Origin of the sequence: Streptococcus porcinus (genome assembly GCF_901542335.1) — a bacterium.
Lineage (GTDB): Bacteria > Bacillota > Bacilli > Lactobacillales > Streptococcaceae > Streptococcus > Streptococcus porcinus_A.
Genome location: NZ_LR594036.1, coordinates 276,359 through 297,089, shown reverse-complemented (window position 1 = coordinate 297,089; position 20,731 = coordinate 276,359). Strand labels below are relative to the sequence as shown.

Sequence of the window (20,731 nt, the reverse complement as noted above, 5' to 3'; positions counted from 1 at the left end):
GAATTTGTTTCCTTGCAGAATTAGTTTGTTGATTTATTTTCTCTATTTACATAAAAAATAAAATGGAAATTCCTTTAATAATTAATGGATAGTAACCTCCCTCATTGCTTAAACTCTGATTTTATCTAAAAATAATAGTATAATATAATTGTTCATGCTATTTCATAAATTTATAATATAAAGATGGAGATAAGAATGGAAACACCAATCATTGAATACCAAAATGTTAATAAGATATATGGCGATAAAATAGCTGTTGATAAGATTAATTTAAAAATTATGCCAGGAGATTTTATCTGCTTTATCGGAACTAGTGGTTCTGGTAAAACAACTCTAATGCGAATGATCAATCGCATGTTAAAACCTAGTAATGGTAAAATTCTTTTCAAAGGGAAAGATATCTCAGAATTCAACCCAGTCCAGTTACGACGGAAAATTGGCTATGTTATCCAAAGTATCGGACTTATGCCACATATGACTATTTACGAAAATATCACTCTTGTACCAAAACTTCTCAAATGGTCAGAGGAAGACAAAATAGCTAAGGCCAAAGAGTTACTTAAAATTGTTGAGCTTCCAGAAGACTTTTTAGATCGCTATCCTTCTGAATTATCTGGTGGGCAACAACAACGGATTGGGGTAATCCGTGCTTTAGCTGCTGATCAAGATATTATTTTAATGGATGAACCTTTTGGAGCTCTAGACCCAATTACACGAGAAGGCATTCAAGACCTAGTCAAATCTCTGCAAGAGAAAATGGGGAAAACCATTATCCTTGTCACTCATGATATGGACGAAGCCCTCAAATTAGCAACAAAAATCATTGTTATGGATAATGGCAAAATGGTTCAAGAAGCCTCGCCAACCGCACTACTTCAAAAACCAGCTACTGAATTTGTTGAAAAAATGATTGGTGAAGAACGGTTGATGCGTGCTCAGTCCAATATTACACCAGTTAAATCTATTATGTTGCCTAATCCTGTTTCTATCACGGCAGAAAAAAACCTATCTGAAGCAATTTCTTTAATGCGTCAGAAAAGGGTTGACTCGCTCCTAGTGACAGAAAATGAAAGCCTGATTGGGGTTATTGACTTAGAATCTCTCAGCAATCGGTACCAAAAATACCTCCTGGTCTCCGATTTAATGACACCAATTACTTTTTCCGTCCAAGAAGATGCACTCCTTAGAGACACCGCTCAACGTATTTTTAAACGTGGGCTTAAGTACGCGCCAGTTGTTGATAAAGACAACAAACTAAAAGGAGTTATTACTCGCTCCTCCTTAGTCGATATCCTCTATAACTTTATTTGGGGTTCAGAGGAAGAGGAGGAAGCAAATGGTTGATTTTTTGACACAGTACGGTGGACGCTTACTGTTTAAGACTTGGGAACAAACCTATATTTCTGCCCTTGCTCTACTCTTTGGCATCCTTTTAGCAGTCCCTCTAGGAACTGCACTTACGCGCTTTCCAAGGTTGGCTAAGATCATTATTGCCCTAACCAGCATGCTCCAAACAATCCCCAGTTTGGCCCTCTTAGCTATGATGATTCCGCTTTTTGGTGTCGGAAAAACTCCTGCCATCATCGCACTCTTCATTTACTCACTCTTACCGATTCTCAGAAATACCTACGTCGGTTTAAACAATGTCGACCCTAACTTAAAAGATAGTGCTGAAGGAATGGGGATGTTCCCAATTCAATCCATTTTCTTGGTTGAGTTGCCTCTAGCCATGCCTGTTATAATGGCGGGTGTAAGGCTATCTGCTATTTATGTAATTGCTTGGGCGACCTTAGCTTCTTATATTGGGGCAGGTGGCCTTGGAGACCTGATTTTCAGTGGTTTAAATCTCTTTCAGCCAGAATTAATAATCGGTGGGACCATTCCAGTTATCCTTTTATCTTTATTAGCAGATTTTCTCCTAGGTCTCCTTGAAAGGAAATTAATCCCCAAACAAAGAAGAGAGGTAAAAGCATGAAAAAGAAACTCTACATTAGCCTTTCTATTTTTCTTACATTTATTGCTTGTTTTTTTGCTTATCATCATTTCTTTAAAAAGCAGGGCGAAACTATTAGAATCGCTGCACAGAGTACAACTGAATCTAGCATCATGGCCAATATCATCGCTGAATTAGTCAATCATGAACTAGGCTACCAAACAGTAATTGTCCCCAATTTAGGCTCTTCAAACGTCACCCACCAAGCACAATTACGTGGTGATGCTGATATATCTGCAACTCGCTATACCGGAACAGATATTACAGGTTCGTTAAGGATGGCTGCAGTCAAAGATCCTCAAAAGGCTGCTAAAATTGTCAAAAAAGAATTCACAAAACGCTTTAATCAAACTTGGTTCCCATCCTATGGCTTTTCAGATACCTACGCCTTTATGGTCACCGATGATTACGCCAAACAAAATCATCTCGAAACCATTTCTGACATGAAAGCCATCAAAGCAAGTGCCAAAGTAGGTATCGATAGTACTTGGATGAACCGTAAAGGTGATGGTTATCCCGACTTTTCAAAAACTTATGGTTTTACTTTCGATAACTTGTACCCTATGCAAATTGGACTAGTATACGACGCTGTTTCAAGCGATAAAATGCAGGCAGTTTTAGGTTATTCAACTGATGGTCGGATTCAAAGTTATGGTTTGAAAATTCTTAAGGATGATAAACAATTTTTCCCTCCTTATGAATGTTCAATGGTAGTCAGCAATTCTCTCTTAAAAAAATATCCTAAATTAAAGAAAGTGCTCCATCGACTTGACGGACAAATTAGCTTGGAAACTATGCAAACCCTGAACTATAAAGTTGATGACCGACTTCTAGAACCCGCAGTTGTCGCAAAAGATTTTCTAAGAAGCCATCATTATTTCAAAGGAGGTAATAAGAATGAGTGACATGAATACTTGGGATCAACTTGTCTATTATTTTAATCATAATGGCTCCTACATTCTGACACAATTTCTCAGACATTTTTTGATTTCTGCCTACGGTGTCTTCTTAGCTGCTTTACTAGGTGTTCCTCTCGGAATTATTATCGCTCGTAAAACGCACTTACGGCAATTTGTCATGGGCATTGCCAATGTCTTACAAACCATTCCTTCACTAGCTATGATTTCAATATTAATGCTTGGTTTAGGCTTAGGCACCAAGACCGTTATTGCTACCGTTTTTCTTTACTCACTTTTGCCCATTATTAGCAACACATATACTGGTATCAAGAATGTCAGCAATGACCTAGTAGATGTTGCAAAAGGAATGGGTATGACTAAAAGTCAGCGCCTTTTCATGGTAGAGCTACCATTATCACTTTCTGTCATCATGGCAGGAATCCGAAATGCCCTGGTCGTTGCTATTGGTATTACAGCCATTGGAGCTTTTGTTGGTGGAGGTGGATTAGGTGATATCATCGTCCGAGGTACAAATGCAACAAATGGTGGGGCAATCATTCTTGCTGGTTCTCTACCGACAGCCCTCATGGCGATTTTTTCTGATATTATCCTCGGTGCACTGCAAAGGATGCTAGAACCTAAAGGAAATTCACATTCCTAAGTATTGGGTGACCTCCAATTAATCCACTAAAAAAGGATAATCTTATAGTGATTATCCTTTTTTGGTTTTATTTTTTAGTTAAAATATCAAGTGTTTCAATAATATTATCAGCATGTACTTCAATGCTATCTCCACTTGCTTTGATTTTAATTTCAACAATTCCTTCAGAAGCCTTTTTACCAACCGTAATACGAATTGGCAAGCCAATCAGATCACTGTCAGAGAATTTTGAGCCGACCCGCTCATTACGATCATCTGTCAGAACCTCATAACCTTTAGCCATTAAGTCATGTTCAACCTTGCTTGTTAGGTCTTGAGCCTCTTGGTCTTTAGTATTAACAGTAATAAGATGAACATCAAAAGGTGCTAATTCTTCTGGGAAATTAACTCCCCATGCAAAACGATAGTCCCCTTTTGGAGTCTTGTTCACAAATAATCTTGCATGTTGTTCAATAACTGCTGATAAGATTCGACTAACTCCGATACCATAACAGCCCATAACAATTGGAACCGCTCGGCCATTCTCATCAAGAATTGTAGCACCTAGACTCTTAGAATAACGAGTTCCAAGTTTAAAGATATGGCCAATCTCAATACCACGGGCAAAGCGGAGTACCCCATGACCGTCTGGTGATATTTCTCCTTCTTTAACTTCTCGAATATCAACATACTCAGCATGGAAGTCACGTTCAGGGTTAACACCTATTAAATGATAGCCATCCTTATTAGCTCCTACTACTGCATTAGCTAAATCTTGAACCTTACGATCAGCAACTATACGAATGTCACTTGCTAAGTTAACAGGCCCCAGTGACCCAAAAGAAGCACCAAAGACCGATTGCGCTTCTTCTTCAGTAGCCACTTCTAAAAAGTCAACGCCTAGGTAATTTTTCAATTTAACATCATTAACTTGGTCATTACCAACTAATAAAGCAACCAATGGTTTACCATCTGCCATAAAGAGCAAGGTTTTGATTGTCGATTCCGGTCCGCGATTTAAAAAGGCTGCAACTTGATCAATTGTTTTACAATCTGGGGTAGCTATTTCTTCTAGAGCATCTTGTGCTTCAACTTTTTTGCTAGGATTATAAGCATTGCTAGCCATTTCTAAATTAGCCGCATAGCTTGATTCACTAGAGTAAGCTATTGTGTCTTCTCCAGAGACCATCCAAGCGCTTAGTTCTGCCTTTATTTCTTCTAGCACATTTTCAGGAATAGACTCTAAGTTAGGAATGGATTTATCAAGAACCAACCAACGATTTAAATCAGTTCTATCAGGTGTGATGGCCATAAATTCTTGGGAATCTTTGCCACCCATAGCACCACCATCACCAATAATACCCTTAAATTCAAGACCAGACCTCGTGAAAATTGCTTCATAGGCTTTGCGGTAATCTTCGTAAGTAATATCCAAATCTTCATCATTTTGATGGAAACTATAGCCATCTTTCATGATGAATTCACGGGTTCTTAACAAGCCATTGCGAGGACGTTTTTCATCACGGTATTTGGCTTGAATTTGATAGAGATTAAGAGGAAGTTGCTTGTAAGATTTAACGGCATCACGAATCAAGGTTGTGAATGTTTCTTCGTGAGTTGGCCCTAGAATAAAATCGGATGACTCTCGATTTTTTAACTTATAGAGGTCCTCGCCGTAGGTCTCATATCGACCTGATTCACGCCATAGATCTGCTGTCAACAAGGCTGGCGCTAACATTTCTACGGCACCAATCTTATCAAACTCTTGACGCATAATCCCTTTTAATTTCTCAATCGTTCGGTTAGCAAGGGGTAAGTAAGCATATATTCCAGCAGATACTTGACGAACATATCCAGCACGTAACATCAAGGCATGACTAATGACCTGAGCATCGCTTGGCATTTCACGCAAGGTTGGAATTAACATTTTAGATTGTTTCATTGTTCTTTTTTTTCTCCTCTTAACTTAGAAAAAAGCGCGCATAATATCATTCCAGGTTACAGCTATCATTAATACCAGCATAACAGCCACTCCTGCAATTGTAATATAGGTCTCTGTTTCTTGTTTCAGTGGTTTACGACGAATAGCTTCAATGATATTCATGAGAATTTTACCACCATCTAATGCTGGAATCGGAATAAGATTAAAAATTCCCAAGTTTATAGATAGCATACCCATTAAGGACAGTACTGATTCCAATCCATTCTGAGCTGCTTCATTAGACATTTGGTACATAGCAACTGGGCCACCAAGTTTATCTAAACTAAAACTCAAAATAAGATTTTTTAGAGCAATAATAATAATCGTTGCCCCTCTTAGAGCCATCTGAAAACCGCCCACTATTTTATCTTTCAAACTCGTTTTCAAACCCACTTGAGTTCCAATAACATAGGTGTTCTTTATCTTTTTAGGTTTAATATTAATGACTTTTTCAGCACCTTTTGATTTAACTGTCACCGGTATTGACTGACCTTTTTTCATGTTCTCAGTCGTTTTATGAATAGCAGTTGTCAAATCTTGCCAATTTGATATCTGGTAAGAGCCAACTTTCAGGATTTGATCATTGTTTTTAATACCTGCTTGCGCTGCTGGGCCATCCTTAGCCACCCTAATATGGTTGCTGCTGTAATCATAAGCTCCCCCCTGAACAAATGTTAGAAGGATAAAAACCAGCGTTCCTAAGATAAAGTTATTCATAGGACCAGCAAAATTAGTAATCAATCGCCCCCAAACACTTGCGTTTTGATATTGAACGTCAAGCGGAGCAATTCTAATTTCTGTACCGTCTTCTTCAACAATTGTTGCATCATGGTGGACAGAATAGGTTTTCGTTTCATCAATTACTAAACCTGTAATTGTTAATTCTTTTTCTAAATCATAGCCAGTTACATTCATCGGTAAACTAGTGGGATCCAGTTTAACCTGCGATAAATTAATACGGATAACCTGACCAGATGAATCTAATGTCAAACTTGCGGGTGTCCCCGTTTTGATCTCAGTCTTATCATCACCCCAACCAGCCATACGAACATAGCCTCCTAGAGGTAATAATCTAACGGTATATAGGGTACCTTCTTTATCTGTATGATAAAAAACTTTTGGTCCCATCCCTATAGCGAATTCTCTCACGAGAATACCAGATTTCTTTGCAAAATAGAAATGCCCAAATTCATGGACAACTACAATTATGCCAAAAATGATAACGAAGGTTAATAAGCCTAGCATAGTTTTCCTTTCACTTTAAAAGTTTTGCTTTTTTAAAAGAGGCCAAAAAGGTGCATGATTGGGAAGACAAAGATTATTGAATCAAAACGATCCAAAATACCACCATGACCTGGGATTAATTTTCCAGAATCTTTGACACCAAAATGTCTTTTAATCGAGCTTTCGACAAGGTCGCCAAATTGCGCAAAAATAGAAAAGAAAATGACAAAAACTAACATCGTTAAGAAATGAAATGGTGAATAGACAGCACGATCAATTAGCATAAAGATAAAAGAAACGGCAAGAGCTGAGACAATCCCACCTAGACTTCCTTCAATTGTTTTATTTGGTGATACTTTAGCTAATAATTTGCGACGACCAAATTTACGACCGATAAAGTAAGCACCCATGTCTGTTGCCCAGACAATAAACAGGGCAAGTAGCACCTTATCAATACCCGATATCCTTGCATTCACTAAATTTTGAAAGCCTATTCCAATATACAAACTAGTTGCAATGGGAAAAGCTGCATCTTCAAATGAATAGTGGTTGCTATTGATAACCGTTCCTGCTAAAAAGAAGAAAACAATTAACCCAAAACAAGCAAAACTAGCATCAATTGGTAAAAAGGTTAAATAATGATCCATTGGAACAGTCAAAACAAACGCCGCTAACATCGCTAAAATTCCTTCAAATGAAAAAATTTCCAATTGTTTCATACGAAGCATTTCTGATACTGCAATCATTGCTAAAGTAGCAACAAACAGCTGAAAAGGTAGCCTTCCAACAATTAAAAATGGTAAAAAAACGACTGCAGCAATCCCGCCCCAGATAATACGTTGTTTCATAAATTCCTTCTCCTCTAAACCCCACCAAAACGGCGGTGACGGCGATTGTACTCTTCTAAAGCTTTGATAAACTCAGCGCTCTTAAAATCAGGCCACAAAACAGGTGTAAAATAAAACTCACTATAAGCAGATTGCCAAGGTAAAAAATTACTTAATCTCAACTCACCACTTGTTCTAATAATCAAATCAGGGTTTCTGTATAGGTAAGGAAGGTGATCTGTCATAAGGTAGTTGGCTATCAATTCTTCAGTGATATCACCTGGGTTTAAGTTGGCATCGAGGACATCTTGAGCAATCATTCGAACAGCACTTGTAATTTCTGCACGACCTCCATAATTCAAGGCAAAATTAAGAACCAAACCTGAGTTCTTTCGAGTTGTCTCGATAGCTCTCTTAAGAGCATTTAAAGTCTCTGCTGGCAAACGATGTGTTTCCCCAATCATTTGGATACGCACATTGTTTTTATTGAGTTCTGGTACATATTTGTCAAAGAATTCAACGGGTAAATTCATAATAAATTTGACTTCGTCTTGCGGGCGTGTCCAATTCTCAGTCGAAAATGCATAAACTGTTAGGACTTTCACGCCATAATTTGATGCTGTAAGAGTTACTTCTTGCAGAGCATCCATACCAGCCTTATGACCAAACACACGTGGCTTTAAGCGTTTTTTTGCCCAGCGACCATTGCCATCCATGATAATCCCAATATGCTTAGGAATTTTTTCGAGTTTAACTTCTTTTGATTTTAATTTTAAGCGTAACATGTCATTTCCTTATTTAAGCGTACTTACTTTATTCTACCATAAATAAACGTAATTGACTTAGCATTTAACGACTAATTCCACAAAAAAAGAGCTCTAACAGCTAAAAATTAGCTAAGTTTAGATGCTCTTTTACAATAAGTAAAACAAAAATTAGCGACTTCACGATAAAACGTGTGATTTTATCTTACTCTTTAATAGTCGGCTCATCTTGCTTTTGGATAGTTGTCTCTTCAGTAACTGGTAAGTCAGTTTCTGGCACTTCTGGTGTGACAACTTCTTCAGTAGTGATAGCTGTTTCCACTTCTGCATCCGCTTTTGTGACAACACGTTTAACTGCTGTCAACTCAAATGGTAGATAAACACCGTCTACGTCTAAAGTGATTTTATTGGCTGCTTGGTCGACCTCGTCAACTACGGCATACATGCCTCCAATTGTAACCACTTCATCCCCTTTTTGTAAGGCATTCATTTGATTTTGGCGTTCCTGGGCTTGTTTCTTTTGTTGGCGTTGCATGAAAAAAATCAAACCAATAAAGACTACAAACATGATTATCGTTGAAAATCCCATAGTTACTCCTTCTTTATATATAAAGTCATGATTAACTATATCAAAAATAGGCCTATATAGCAAGGAATGAACTATTATTTACTACTACCTTTTTCAATAAAAGACTGAATAGCATCTAGTGATAAGCTAGAATCACACACTACTTCAATTCTTTCAGCGCTAGCTACTAGGAGCGCAGGGACAGTAGTAATGTGGTTTCTGGCACGAAAATCTTGAATAGCAGCAAAGTCAACTAGGTTATCACTAGGCAAGTAAGATACCTCGTATCCACCATCTTGACTAACCTGTGCTAATTTAGGCACAAAAAGACGACAGTAGGGACAAGTCTCTCGTCCAATGTAGAGAATTATTTTTTCTTTTTGATTAATTCTATCAGTGACTTGATCAATAGTGACCTCGGTAAAGTGCCTGACAGCTTCTTGATAATTCATTCACTCTCCTCATATATACTTTTTATTTCTAATTATTAAAGAGACTGTCTCAACAGTCAGTCTCCTTACTTATCTTCATAACCATTTGGATGACTAGAATGCCATGCCCATGCGGTTTCAATAATTTTTTCAATATCATCATAGGCTGGTTTCCAACCGAGAATTTCACGTGCTCTTGCTGAATCTGCAACTAACACATCTGGATCACCTTGTCGACGTGCTCCGATTTCAGCAGGAATATCTTTGCCTGTTACTTTTCGAGCTACTTCTAAGATCTGTAAGTTTGAAAAACCTGTTGATGATCCTAGATTAAATGCTGTAGATGGGTTACCAGCCCGTAAATAATCAACTGCTAAACCGTGAGCCTGAACTAAATCCAAAGGGTGGACATAATCCCGAATATTTGTCCCATCTTCTGTTGCATAATCATCGCCGAAAATCATCATTTTTTCACGTTTTCCATTAGCAACCTGTAAAACAAGTGGAATTAAATGCGTTTCTGGATAATGATCCTCACCTATAGAACCATCTGGTTTATCTCCAGCAACATTAAAGTAACGTAAAGCTACAAAACGAATCCCATAAGCTTTGTCACACCAGCCCATAATTTTTTCCATCATCAATTTACTTTCGCCATAAGGGTTAATGGGGTTTTGAAGGCTAGTTTCTTTAATTGGGATTTCTTCTGGAATGCCATAAGTTGCAGCCGTAGATGAGAAAACAATTTTCTTAACACCACATTCACCCATTACTTCTAAAAGCTTGACCATACCAACTGTATTGTTGTCAAAATATTTCAAAGGGTCGGTCATAGACTCTCCCACTAAAGAAAAGGCTGCAAAATGGATAACTGCATCAATATCTGTATTTTCTTGAAAAACCTGACGCATAAAGGTTTGATCTGCTAAATCCCCTTGATAAAAGGAGGCTTTAGGATGAACAGCTTGGCGGTGACCAGTTGCCAAATTATCAACAACAACAACTTTTTCTTCACTATATTCAACCAGCCAGTCAACCATGTGAGAACCAATATAGCCAGCCCCTCCGAGCACAAGAATTGCCATTATAAATCTCCTTCTATTCCAATACTTTCAACAAACCGTTTAAAAGCCAATTTCCCCTCACGATTTTGTTTGTAAACTCCCGCATCTTCAAGAACACGAACAAATACCTTACCAACTTCTTCTTGGACAATTCGATGGACAGTATTCCTTTTAATAACGTGATGTCTTTTAATCTGATCTGCCCAAACCTTATGAGAGTCTGCTATGCTATTATACTCACCCAAAAGATATTTTTCAACTTCTAAAAGCTCCTTTTTTAATCTCGGTGGAAGGATAGCTAATCCCATGACCTCTATTAGACCAATGTTTTCCTTTTTGATATGATGTAACTCTTTATGAGGATGATAAACTCCATCTGGAAACTCAGACGTTGTGTGGTTGTCTCTCAAAACAATATCCAGTTCAAATTTTCCATGACACTTTCTTGCTATAGGTGTTACCGTATGATGTGGTATCTCTCCGGTATAAGCAACAATATCAACAGATTCATCACTATAATTTCTCCAACTTTTCCGAATTAATTCTGCCAGTTGACTCATTTTTTCTCGGTTTTCCCCCCTCAACCGAATGACAGACATTGGCCACTTCAAAAGCTCTGCTTCTATTTCCAAAAAATCTTTAAAACGAAAACGCACCTCCGCATTCGCTAGAGCCATGGGAAAATCATGACGCCCACCCTGATAATGATTATGACTTAAAATAGACCCGCCTACAATTGGTAAATCAGAGTTAGAACCTGCAAAATAGCCAGGAAAAATATCAACAATTTCTAATAGCTGCTCAAATGTCTTTTGTGAAATAATCATTGGCACATGCTTTTGATCTAAAAAAATACAATGTTCATTAAAATAAGCATATGGCGAATACTGGAAGCCCCAAGGATCCTTTCCAAGTTTCACTCTAATAATACGGTGGTTTGCTCGTGCAGGATAATCAAGTCGGCCCTGATAACCTTCATTTTCCATGCATAACTGGCATAAAGGATAGCTTGATGATTTCACCAATTTTGCGGCAGCTATTGCCTTGGAATCTTTTTCTGGTTTTGACAAGTTAATAGTAATTTCCAAATCCCCATAGGGTGATGGTGTTTTAAATGCAATATTCTTAGCGATAGCTGACACTTTAATATAATCGTTCAACTGGCTTAGTTGATAGAAATCAGAAATAGCTTTTTCTGGAGAACTATGATAGGTAGTCCAAAACATTTGATTTAGATGACTCGGTCTCGGAGTTATGAAATTCATCAATTCAGCCCCAAGGCAATCTCTCTCTTCAACAAATCCTCCAATTTTCCCGTTTTTTTGTGCTAAATCCAAAAGCTCTTCTTTCAAAAAGACAATATTCTTCTCTTTGGTTTCTGTCTCAATATTTTCTTCACCAACAAGTGCAAGAATTCTATTTCTCAGATAATAGCTATCTTCCTCCGTAAAATCTGATTGTGCAATGATTGTTTTAACAAATTGGTCAATAAGTTTCATAATAGTCTCACCTTATAATGTATGAGCACCTTGAGCTACTTCAGCAATATAAAACTCCGGTTTGTAGCCAATGACATCCTGATATCTATCTTCAACTACCTTTTTAAAGGATTCAACTTGATTTTTGTCAACAATTGCAATAGCACAGCCACCAAAACCAGCACCCGTCATTCTTGCCCCTAAAACGCCCTCTTGCTCCCAAGCTGTATGCACTAAAGTGTCGAGTTCAATACCAGTTACATCATAATCATGCTCTAAGGAAACATGAGATGCATTCATCAGACGTCCAAAAACTTCAAGCTCCCCAGCTTGCAATGCTTCTAAGGCCCTAAGTGTTCTTTGATTCTCTGAAACAGCGTGTCTTGCGCGTTTTATTCTCATACCATCTTTAATTAAGTAAGCATATTGATCAAAGAGAGTATCGTCTAAGTCTCCAAGTGAAGTGATTGACAAAGCTTCTTGTAATTCCTCCAAGGCTTTCTCGCATTCTGAACGTCTTTGGTTATATTTGGAATCAGCTAACTCACGTCGCTTATTCGTATTCATAATAACAATTTGGTAATCGCCTAATTCAAGAGGAACCAACTCATAATCCAAAGTATTGGTGTCCAGATAGATTGCTTTTTGATCAGCCCCCATACCAATAGCAAATTGATCCATTATACCAGAATTGACACCGATAAAATCATTTTCAGTTTTTTTACCAATTTTTACTAAATCGATTCTCTCTAAATCTAAATCATAGAGCTTTTCACATACAATACCAACAAGCAACTCTAAAGAAGCCGAAGATGATAAACCAGATCCATTAGGTATTGTTCCCTTAACATAGAGATCAAAGCCTGTGTCTATACGATGACCAGCTGCTTTTAGGTATTTTATAACACCTTTGGCATAATTTGTCCAATTATCCTCTTTCTCAAAGGCTAAATTATTTAAATTAACTGCAATCACGCCTAATTCAGCAAAATTTTCAGAGTAAAATCGGCAAGTCTGATCTGTCCGCTTTCTTGCTACTCCGTAGGTACCTAGAGTAATCGCTGCCGGAAAAACATGACCTCCATTATAATCCGTATGTTCTCCAATCAAATTGATCCGACCTGGCGAGAAAAATACCGCCTCTGCTTCTAATCCAAAAATGTGTTGAAAATGCTCTTTTAAGTCCGCTTTAGTCATTATTATTCTCCTTATTTGTACTTTTTCTCTTATTTTAGAAAATCTCTGTAGCGGCGTCAATTAGTTTACTAAAATTTTACTAAAATATAGAAAATTTATGATACTTTCGCTATACTAATTAATACAGATATTAAAGACCTAAGGAGAAAAGATGGCAACTTTAAAAGACATAGCTACTCTTGCTCACGTTTCACAAGCTACCGTATCCCGAGTTTTAAATGAAGATCCCAGCTTATCTGTGGGCGAGGAGACAAGGCATCGTATCCTCACAATTACAGATCAGCTTGGTTATTCCAAGCACAAATCTAAAACAAATCTCCCTAAACTAAAACAAAAAATAGCAGTTTACCAGTGGTACAGCCAACAAGAAGAACTTAATGATTTGTATTACTACTCAATTAGGATTGGCATCGAAAATAGAGCACGTTTGCTAGGGTATGACCTTGTACGCTTTTTTAACACAGATAAAATTATTCTAGATGAAAATGCTGTCGGTATCATCGCTATTGGTAAATTTAGCAACCAACAAATTACAGACCTCGAAAAGCATCAGCTTCCTCTAGTTTTTGTTGATTCTGACACGTTAACAACTGGGCATCATTGCATAACGACTGATTTTGAGCACTCTGTCATGATGGCAGTGGATTATTTTATTGATAAAGGTTTTCAACATATTGGAATGATCGCTGGGGAAGAAAGCACTAGTGATCATAGCCAACTACTAATCGATCAACGTTTTAGAACTTTTAAAAACTACACTAGTGAACTCGGGATTTACCATCCAGAATACATGTTTGTCGGAGATTTTTCCACACAATCAGGCTATTTGTTGATGAAAGAAGCCATCAGTTCTTTAAAGGAAAACTTACCAAAGGCTTTCTTTATCGCTAATGACACGCTTGCAGTTGGAGCCCTTAAAGCCTTACAAGAAGCTAATATCCCAGTTCCAAATCGTGTTAGTTTAATCTCATTCAATGACACCCCTATTACAAGACAAGTTTTCCCCGCCCTTTCTAGCATCACCGTCTATACAGAAGAAATGGGAACTATTGCTGTAGATATCCTCAATAAACAATTAGTCCAACCGTCGCGTGGCCTCACTTTGACCAAAATTGCCACTCAGTTAACTATCCGAGAATCTACCTTATGAAAAGGAGTTAAATATGACAACGATGACATCAATGCACTCTGGACAACTCTATTTTCCTAACGACCCTCAACTCATCAAAAAACAATTAGCTTGTCAAGAACTCCTCTATTGCTTTAATCAAACAATACCTTCAGAAATTGAGAAGCGAAATCAATTAATGAAAGAAATGTTTAAGTCAGTTGGTTCAGACGTCTTTATCGAGCCACCACTTAGAGCTAATTGGGGAGGACACTTTACTACCATTGGAAAAAATGTCTATATCAATTTTAATTTGACTCTAGTAGATGATACCTTTATCACAATTGGTGACAACACTATGATAGCACCAAATGTCACCATAATTTCGGGAACTCACCCTCTCCAACCATCATTACGGGAACAAGGACTTCAATACAATCTACCCGTTCAGATTGGGAAAAATTGTTGGATTGGTGCAAATACAACCGTTTTACCAGGTATCAGTATCGGCGATAATTCTGTTATTGGTGCTAATAGTTTAGTCACAAAAGATATCCCTGCTAACAGCCTAGCTTTAGGTAGCCCAGCTAGAGTTGTTAAAAGCTTAAAAGAAGATAAGTAAAAGTCTAGAAAAATTTTCCTAGACTCTTAAAGTCATTTTCACTCATGCTAACAAACTATTTATGGACGACCTTTGTACTTTTTAATGAAATAGGCACAAGTTATGACGAAAACACTAGCAACCAATGTAAAAATAGTCTTTTGTCCTTGGTTATTTTTTATTTTAACAGCAGCTTTGTCTACGATTTTATCGGTAGTACCTGAAGTCTCAGTTCTTACCCGATCTTTCTTATTTGTGCTAGGATTCGCTGTCTCTTCTGACCCTTTTTCAAGGTTATCTGTATTACTATCTCTTACTAACTGAGATGAAGAGGCAGCCGTAACCAAGGATTCTGGCAGAACTTCTGATGTAGTGGTTGCTGAAGTACCCTTCCTACTAGTTGGCTGCGGTGTCATTAGAGTCTGGAAATTGTCAGATTCTTCATTCATTTCAGAACTAGACTCACCTTCTACCGCCTTTGCTAATTTCAAGATAGTTGCTGTCAAAGCATCTAGAGAAAGACCATTCTGGTCAAAGTGCAACCCTTTTGGATGACTTATATTGGCCAAGCCCGCACGATCAGCATCTACAAGTACGCTAGCGCTCTGCCATTCTACAGGAAGAGTGAAGTGACGTGTCTTACTGTCAGCATTCACTAAGACTGCATAGCGATCTCCATTAGTTGCTGTGACCATATAACCAATGATAAGGTCTGATTCAGAAACCCCATCTTGACCTGGAATAGTAATTAAAGATACCATTTGGTCAATCAAAGCTTTGTCACCTAGTCTGAAAGCGTCTGTTGACTTCCTAATAGCAATCAACCCTTGCATATAATCATGACTCTTAGTATTTTCTGGATATAGACTACTATTTGTAGCTTTAGTCCAATCAAAATGGTTAATAGCATCCGTCGAGTCGTATGAATCATGGATAAAATAAGGATAGGCAAATGGACTTCCGTCCTCATTAACCAATAAATGGGATTTATTAGGCACTAAGTCACTCGAAACTGGATATTTGTAAGCCTCATCTCGGAACTGCTTTGTGCGTCCATATTCTTGTCCAGCATGGATAAAGGCAGTTCCTTGAGACGTCATAACGATAAGATTTCCTAAACGTAGCCGACGATGAATCTCACTATTATTTTTAGCAATGCTTGGATCTTTTTTGATAGACTGAGCAATAATATCAAAAAGAGTAAGATTGTCATGTGCTTCAATGTATTGAATCACATCACCTGGATCATCAGCTTTGAAATTAGTTGGTTGTCCCTTAATATTGCTAAAGATGCCATGAATGCTTCGACTACCATTTGTCAAGAATGCGGGTTGTCCTTCATTTGGGTAGCCCGATTTCAAAAGATTACGGATATCATCTGAGAAGGAAGCAACTGAATCGGTTTGATTCATCCAAGTTTGATCTGCAGGCTGAACAGGTTTATTCTCATCGCCTGCATAGGTAATCCAACCTTCTCCTAACATCAAAATCTTTGGATTAAGAGCTTTTGCAGCGTCATAAGCAGCTTGAATTGTTTCTGCGTCATGTTCTCCCATCATGTCAAATCTAAAGCCATCGACTTTATACTCTGATACCATGTACTTAATAGAATCAAGTAGTAATCGACGCGTCATATAATGAGTTGTTCCGACCCTGCCGCCACCAAAAGCAGTTCGTGGTGTTCCATCAACATCCATAAAGTGGTAGTAATGAGGTTCCAAATCCTCCAAAATAGCGGTTTTAGCTGTATGATTATATACCACATCCAACAGCACACCCATTCCCAATTTATGAATTTCATTAACAAGATTTTTAAATTCTTCAATACGCTTAGTAGGATCTTTCGGATCTGAAGAATAATTACCAGTCAGTGCAAAATAGCTCTGAGGGTCATAGCCCCAATTATAATTGGTAGCACTTGAGGCATAGTTATCCATTCTTTCCTTATTCATTTCATTAATGAAATAATAAGACATGACTGGTAGTAGCTGAATATGGGTTACTCCTAGCTCTTTTAAGTATTGCAAGCGTTCAGCAAAGGCTGCAAAAGTGCCAATTTGGTGTTGTAAGTCAGCTGAGATAGCTTTATCAGATGTAAAATCACGCACATGTGCCTCATAGATAATTGCATCTTCACGCTTATTGAAGCCAGGAATGTTAGCATATGTCAATTCTTTCGGACCATATTGACCTGGATCAACGAGGGCCGCTTTAGCAACTGCATAGACTGGACCTTTGGTAGCTAAGTCAGAATTCCATTCTGCCAGAGATTTCGCATAGGGGTCTAAAACTAGAACTGATTTATCAGCACGTTTAATTTCATAATGGTAATAATAACCTCTGTAATCGCTAATTCCAAGACCCGTAGTCTTATCTAACTTAACTGTCCACTGGCCTTTGTCGCCCCTTACCATATCAACCTTACCTATAACAAGGTTTTGATCCTCTTTATCATAAAGGACAACTGAAACCTGGTCAGCACTCGGTGACCAAATAGCCATATCAACAGACTGACCATTTTTCGTTACTTGGGAGCCAAGAAAACCATCATAGGCGTAGAGAGCATCTTTATATTGCCAGTTACCTCTCGCTAAAAAATGATCAGAGGCATAGGTCACAGTATAAGGTCCATTATTTGCAGGAAAGTCTCCCTTAATGAGAACTGATTTTTGAGTTGTGTTTAAAACAAGACCTGCGATAGCCATACCCTCGTTAGCTGCGTTGGTCACCGTAAGGTTTTTAAGTATCGTAGATTGATCTGTACCTTCTAAACTAGTCATACTCACTTCAATTGTTGTAGGACTCGTTTGTTGGGCACCTAGAATGCGGACATTATTGACATAGTAAGGGTTTGTATAAATGGTTGGATCCTCATCTTTCACAAAAATTTGGGTATTATTTTTAAAATCGGTAAATTTATAGTCAGACGGATTAATTTTGACAGACTCGCCTGATTTACTTTCATCAAGGAGTAAGAAACCTATATCGCTTGGTAATTCTGACAACTTAATATCAATATAAGCGCCATATTTACCAAAATGTGTAAAATTAATACCATCTGGCCAAGCTCCTTGTTGACTTAATTGAGCGGGATAGACACTTCCCCATAACCAAAGTGATTTATCCTTATAGTTACCATCTGTCCGCAAGTAATTAATGCGGAGAGTTCCTGCGGCTTGAGGCGCGTAATAGCTAACTTTATACTTATCATCAAACCAAACTTCATTCATGTTTTGACTCAAGACGTCAAAGCCCTGATCACCAGTAATATTCTGTCCACTGGTATCATTAATGAGCCACTTTATTAAATCCCGAGGGCCTTCGGACATCTTTATATCAATATAGTAGCCATAGTCATCTTGCTTCGCTGTTGAGAAACTAATGGCTCCTGTCGGCCAAGCACCATTTTGCTCAGAAGGTTTAGCTACGTCTTCCCAAGTCCAAAGCCCCAAACTAGCCAGATCCTTAGACGGAAGGGTTTTGAAATGCATCCTAATATCAGTAGCAGCAATAGGTACCTCTGCTACTGGCGATGCGACAGTTTCACTTGGAGTTGTTATTTCCAAATCAGATACCGTTTTGGAAAGACCTATGCTGGCGTCCGAGATACTTGCAGAACCTCCACTAATTAAGTCCTTTTGCTCAGACGAAGGATAATTTGGCTGTTCAGCAATCCTTGGTAAAGACTTGTCTTGATGACTTTCAGTCTCGGTTGTTAAAGTCTGATCTGTTTCTGCTAAGCTAGTCACTATGCTGGTACTTTGACTAGAATCAGAAGTAGCTGTTTCAAGCAATTCACTTGTTGTAGTATCAATACCCTGAGCTTGAACAATATTTACACCTGTAAAAAATAGGGCAGTAGCAATTGTTGTCGAAGCAACCCCTACTTTTAAACAACGAATGCCAAATTTTTGTCGTTTTTCAAGGTTGATTGACTTATTGTGTTTAATCATCGACTGCAACATCTAGTTCTCCTTTTTATCCTTTTCATAACTAGTATACCGAGGAAATTTTATTTATGCAATCGTTTTCTTATATTTATTATTTATGTTATCAAAAAGTTATGTTAGTAGTTAAAAAAACAGCGCAATCGTTTGTTTTTTTCAGGCTCTAATTCTGAATAAGGCAAACACATATGACAAGGTACTTACTGACTAGTTTTTAAATTTCTAATTTATCTTCATAATTTAATTTCATACAAAAACACCCCAATCGTTAGACTTTTTTTATCTAACTTTTGGGGTGCAGTGCACAGAGGACTTTTTAACTACTTATTTTTTAATACAAAAAGCATCCCAAGCTTCTAAGTGACCTTGGTCAATAACTTTTTGTGGGTCTGTATTAGCAATGATGGTTTGATAAGTTTTACATGACAAGCTGAAAGTTTGGTTTTGATCTGACAGATTAACCACAATTAGATAAGTATCTGCGCCTAGGCATCTTTCATAAGCAAATACTTTATCAGCCGACTCTAATAACCGGAAATCTGCCTCTACTAACCAGGCTTCACTTTTGCGCAAAGCAACAAGGGCCTGATAAGTATAAAAGAGGGAATTTTTATCAGCCAAAGCAGCTTGAACATTAATTGTTTCATAATTAGGATTAAGCGCCAACCAAGTCTTATCGGCTTTAGAAAAACCTGCATTTTTTGAGGTATCCCACTGCATTGGCGTTCTTGCATTATCACGTCCGACCTGCCGAATACTTGCCAGGACCTCTTCTATCGCAACACCATTAATTACTGCTTCTTTAGCATAATTGACTGATTCGATATCATCTACCTGCTCCAAACTCTCAAAGGGGTAATTAGTCATCCCGATTTCTTCGCCTTGGTAAATATATGGTGTTCCGCGCATCAAATGAAGTAAAATAGCTAAAGCTTTCCCAGATTTCTGACGGTATTCTTGGTCATTTCCCCAAATTGAAAGAACCCGGGGTAGGTCATGGTTATTCCAGAACAAGGAATTCCAGCCTTCACCCAGCTTTAGTTCCGTTTGCCACTTCGCAAAAATAGCTTTTAGTGCTGGCACATCCAATTCTTCAGCAAAATCCCATTTGGGTCGATTAGGTTTATGTTGCAAGCCAACATGTTCAAATTGGAAAACCATGGACAATTCTTTATTTTCTGGACGGGAATACTGTTTGGCAATTTCCGGAGTTGCTCCCCAAGTCTCACCAACGGTCAATAAATCATGTTTCCCAAATGTCGCTTGATTCATTTCTTTTAAATAATCATGGAGCTTAGGACCATTACCAGTAATCTCCGCATCTGGAATTTTACCAATCAAATCAATAACATCCATTCGGAAGCCACCAATTCCTTTAGCAATCCAAAAATTCATCATATCATAAATTTTTTGACGGAGATCTGCATTTTCCCAATTCAGATCTGGTTGTTTCTTACTAAAAAGATGGAGGTAATATTGACCTGATTTTTCATCCAATTGCCAAGCAGAGCCAGAAAAAGTTGACATGAGCCCGTTAGGCTGGTCACGCCAGATATAAAAGTCTCTTTCTGGACTTTCTGGGTTTTCTCTTGCTTCAACAAACCAGGCGTGTTCATCCGATGTATGATTGACAACTAGATCCATGATGATTCTAATGCCGCGTTTCTTTGCTTCTTCTAAGAGGAGATCCATCTGGGCCATATCACCAAAAATGTCAGCTATAGCTTCATAATCCGAAATATCATAGCCATTATCATCCATTGGAGATTGATAGACTGGAGAAAGCCAGATAGCTGTAATACCAAGATTTTCCAGATAATCTAATTTTTGAATAATGCCTTCAAGATCCCCTATCCCATCGCCGTTAGCGTCCATAAAGGATTTGGGGTAAATTTGATAGATTGTAGCCTTATGCCACCAGTGTTTTTCCATTTTTCTCTCTTTTCTATATTTTAACTTAGTGACACAAAGTCCTCAAAATAGAGATTTCGAGGACTTTGTCATATTCT

The 20,731-nt window shown here is 37.9% G+C and carries 17 protein-coding genes; 6 read left to right on the top strand and 11 right to left on the bottom strand.

The window, feature by feature from the left end; genetic code table 11:
• Positions 1–195 precede the first annotated feature (195 nt).
• Genes FGK96_RS01535 through FGK96_RS01520 form a run of 4 tightly spaced genes read left to right on the top strand, consistent with a single transcriptional unit; the run spans position 196 to position 3,553 of the window.
• On the top strand, positions 196–1,344 hold the full coding sequence (locus FGK96_RS01535) for a betaine/proline/choline family ABC transporter ATP-binding protein (RefSeq protein WP_138080749.1): 1,149 nt from the start codon (positions 196–198) through the stop codon (positions 1,342–1,344).
• Positions 1,337–1,975, top strand: a complete 639-nt coding sequence (locus tag FGK96_RS01530) for an ABC transporter permease (protein ID WP_138080747.1) — start codon at positions 1,337–1,339, stop codon at positions 1,973–1,975. The genes FGK96_RS01535 and FGK96_RS01530 overlap by 8 nt, the downstream gene beginning before the upstream one ends.
• On the top strand, positions 1,972–2,898 hold the full coding sequence (locus tag FGK96_RS01525) for an osmoprotectant ABC transporter substrate-binding protein (RefSeq protein WP_138080745.1): 927 nt from the start codon (positions 1,972–1,974) through the stop codon (positions 2,896–2,898). The genes FGK96_RS01530 and FGK96_RS01525 overlap by 4 nt, the downstream gene beginning before the upstream one ends.
• Complete coding sequence (locus tag FGK96_RS01520) at positions 2,891–3,553, top strand: ABC transporter permease (RefSeq protein ID WP_172601574.1); 663 nt, start codon at positions 2,891–2,893, stop codon at positions 3,551–3,553. Before FGK96_RS01525 ends, FGK96_RS01520 begins: the two co-directional genes overlap by 8 nt.
• A 67-nt stretch (positions 3,554–3,620) precedes the next feature.
• Here the strand turns inward: FGK96_RS01520 and FGK96_RS01515 are convergent, their stop codons facing one another.
• From FGK96_RS01515 to FGK96_RS01475, 9 genes are all read right to left on the bottom strand, one after another.
• Entirely contained in the window at positions 3,621–5,474 is a 1,854-nt protein-coding gene (locus FGK96_RS01515; protein ID WP_138080743.1) for a proline--tRNA ligase, read from the bottom strand.
• Between the two features lie 24 nt (positions 5,475–5,498).
• The gene (gene rseP, locus FGK96_RS01510) at positions 5,499–6,758 is read right to left on the bottom strand and encodes an RIP metalloprotease RseP (RefSeq protein WP_138080741.1); all 1,260 of its coding nucleotides are present in this window, start codon (positions 6,756–6,758) and stop codon (positions 5,499–5,501) included.
• A 32-nt stretch (positions 6,759–6,790) separates the two neighbouring features.
• Positions 6,791–7,585: a phosphatidate cytidylyltransferase gene (locus FGK96_RS01505; protein ID WP_138080739.1), complete on the bottom strand. Its 795-nt coding sequence runs from the start codon at positions 7,583–7,585 to the stop codon at positions 6,791–6,793.
• A 14-nt stretch (positions 7,586–7,599) separates the two neighbouring features.
• The gene (locus tag FGK96_RS01500) at positions 7,600–8,349 is read right to left on the bottom strand and encodes an isoprenyl transferase (protein WP_138080737.1); all 750 of its coding nucleotides are present in this window, start codon (positions 8,347–8,349) and stop codon (positions 7,600–7,602) included.
• Positions 8,350–8,533: 184 nt separating this feature from the next.
• Positions 8,534–8,917, bottom strand: a complete 384-nt coding sequence (gene yajC / locus FGK96_RS01495; protein ID WP_138080735.1) for a preprotein translocase subunit YajC — start codon at positions 8,915–8,917, stop codon at positions 8,534–8,536.
• A 74-nt stretch (positions 8,918–8,991) separates the two neighbouring features.
• Entirely contained in the window at positions 8,992–9,348 is a 357-nt protein-coding gene (gene traF, locus FGK96_RS01490; protein WP_138080733.1) for a conjugal transfer protein TraF, read from the bottom strand.
• A 65-nt stretch (positions 9,349–9,413) separates the two neighbouring features.
• Positions 9,414–10,412 carry a UDP-glucose 4-epimerase GalE gene (gene galE, locus FGK96_RS01485; protein WP_138080731.1) on the bottom strand — a complete coding sequence of 333 codons (999 nt, stop codon included), beginning with the start codon at positions 10,410–10,412 and terminating at the stop codon, positions 9,414–9,416.
• Complete coding sequence (gene galT / locus FGK96_RS01480) at positions 10,412–11,890, bottom strand: UDP-glucose--hexose-1-phosphate uridylyltransferase (protein ID WP_138080729.1); 1,479 nt, start codon at positions 11,888–11,890, stop codon at positions 10,412–10,414. Before galT ends, galE begins: the two co-directional genes overlap by 1 nt.
• Before the next feature lie 12 nt (positions 11,891–11,902).
• The gene (locus FGK96_RS01475; protein WP_138080727.1) at positions 11,903–13,066 is read right to left on the bottom strand and encodes a galactokinase; all 1,164 of its coding nucleotides are present in this window, start codon (positions 13,064–13,066) and stop codon (positions 11,903–11,905) included.
• 151 nt (positions 13,067–13,217) lie between these two features.
• On the opposite strand from FGK96_RS01475, the gene FGK96_RS01470 reads away from it, so the two are divergent.
• Complete coding sequence (locus FGK96_RS01470) at positions 13,218–14,216, top strand: LacI family DNA-binding transcriptional regulator (protein WP_138080725.1); 999 nt, start codon at positions 13,218–13,220, stop codon at positions 14,214–14,216.
• 13 nt (positions 14,217–14,229) lie between these two features.
• On the top strand, positions 14,230–14,796 hold the full coding sequence (locus tag FGK96_RS01465; RefSeq protein WP_138080723.1) for a sugar O-acetyltransferase: 567 nt from the start codon (positions 14,230–14,232) through the stop codon (positions 14,794–14,796).
• Positions 14,797–14,855: 59 nt separating this feature from the next.
• On the opposite strand, the gene FGK96_RS01460 is transcribed toward FGK96_RS01465, so the two are convergent.
• A complete protein-coding gene (locus tag FGK96_RS01460) occupies positions 14,856–18,740 on the bottom strand; it encodes a pullulanase (RefSeq protein WP_138080721.1) in 3,885 nt (1,294 codons plus the stop codon).
• Between the two features lie 306 nt (positions 18,741–19,046).
• Positions 19,047–20,654, bottom strand: a complete 1,608-nt coding sequence (locus tag FGK96_RS01455; RefSeq protein WP_138080719.1) for a glycoside hydrolase family 13 protein — start codon at positions 20,652–20,654, stop codon at positions 19,047–19,049.
• Positions 20,655–20,731: the final 77 nt, after the last annotated feature.

Coding starts and splice junctions, on each gene's coding strand:
- FGK96_RS01535 (WP_138080749.1), top strand. CDS start 196: ATGGAAACACCAATCATTGAATACCAAAATGTTAATAAGATATATGGC.
- FGK96_RS01530 (WP_138080747.1), top strand. CDS start 1,337: ATGGTTGATTTTTTGACACAGTACGGTGGACGCTTACTGTTTAAGACT.
- FGK96_RS01525 (WP_138080745.1), top strand. CDS start 1,972: ATGAAAAAGAAACTCTACATTAGCCTTTCTATTTTTCTTACATTTATT.
- FGK96_RS01520 (WP_172601574.1), top strand. CDS start 2,891: ATGAGTGACATGAATACTTGGGATCAACTTGTCTATTATTTTAATCAT.
- FGK96_RS01515 (WP_138080743.1), bottom strand. CDS start 5,474: ATGAAACAATCTAAAATGTTAATTCCAACCTTGCGTGAAATGCCAAGC.
- rseP (WP_138080741.1), bottom strand. CDS start 6,758: ATGCTAGGCTTATTAACCTTCGTTATCATTTTTGGCATAATTGTAGTT.
- FGK96_RS01505 (WP_138080739.1), bottom strand. CDS start 7,585: ATGAAACAACGTATTATCTGGGGCGGGATTGCTGCAGTCGTTTTTTTA.
- FGK96_RS01500 (WP_138080737.1), bottom strand. CDS start 8,349: ATGTTACGCTTAAAATTAAAATCAAAAGAAGTTAAACTCGAAAAAATT.
- yajC (WP_138080735.1), bottom strand. CDS start 8,917: ATGGGATTTTCAACGATAATCATGTTTGTAGTCTTTATTGGTTTGATT.
- traF (WP_138080733.1), bottom strand. CDS start 9,348: ATGAATTATCAAGAAGCTGTCAGGCACTTTACCGAGGTCACTATTGAT.
- galE (WP_138080731.1), bottom strand. CDS start 10,412: ATGGCAATTCTTGTGCTCGGAGGGGCTGGCTATATTGGTTCTCACATG.
- galT (WP_138080729.1), bottom strand. CDS start 11,890: ATGAAACTTATTGACCAATTTGTTAAAACAATCATTGCACAATCAGAT.
- FGK96_RS01475 (WP_138080727.1), bottom strand. CDS start 13,066: ATGACTAAAGCGGACTTAAAAGAGCATTTTCAACACATTTTTGGATTA.
- FGK96_RS01470 (WP_138080725.1), top strand. CDS start 13,218: ATGGCAACTTTAAAAGACATAGCTACTCTTGCTCACGTTTCACAAGCT.
- FGK96_RS01465 (WP_138080723.1), top strand. CDS start 14,230: ATGACAACGATGACATCAATGCACTCTGGACAACTCTATTTTCCTAAC.
- FGK96_RS01460 (WP_138080721.1), bottom strand. CDS start 18,740: ATGTTGCAGTCGATGATTAAACACAATAAGTCAATCAACCTTGAAAAA.
- FGK96_RS01455 (WP_138080719.1), bottom strand. CDS start 20,654: ATGGAAAAACACTGGTGGCATAAGGCTACAATCTATCAAATTTACCCC.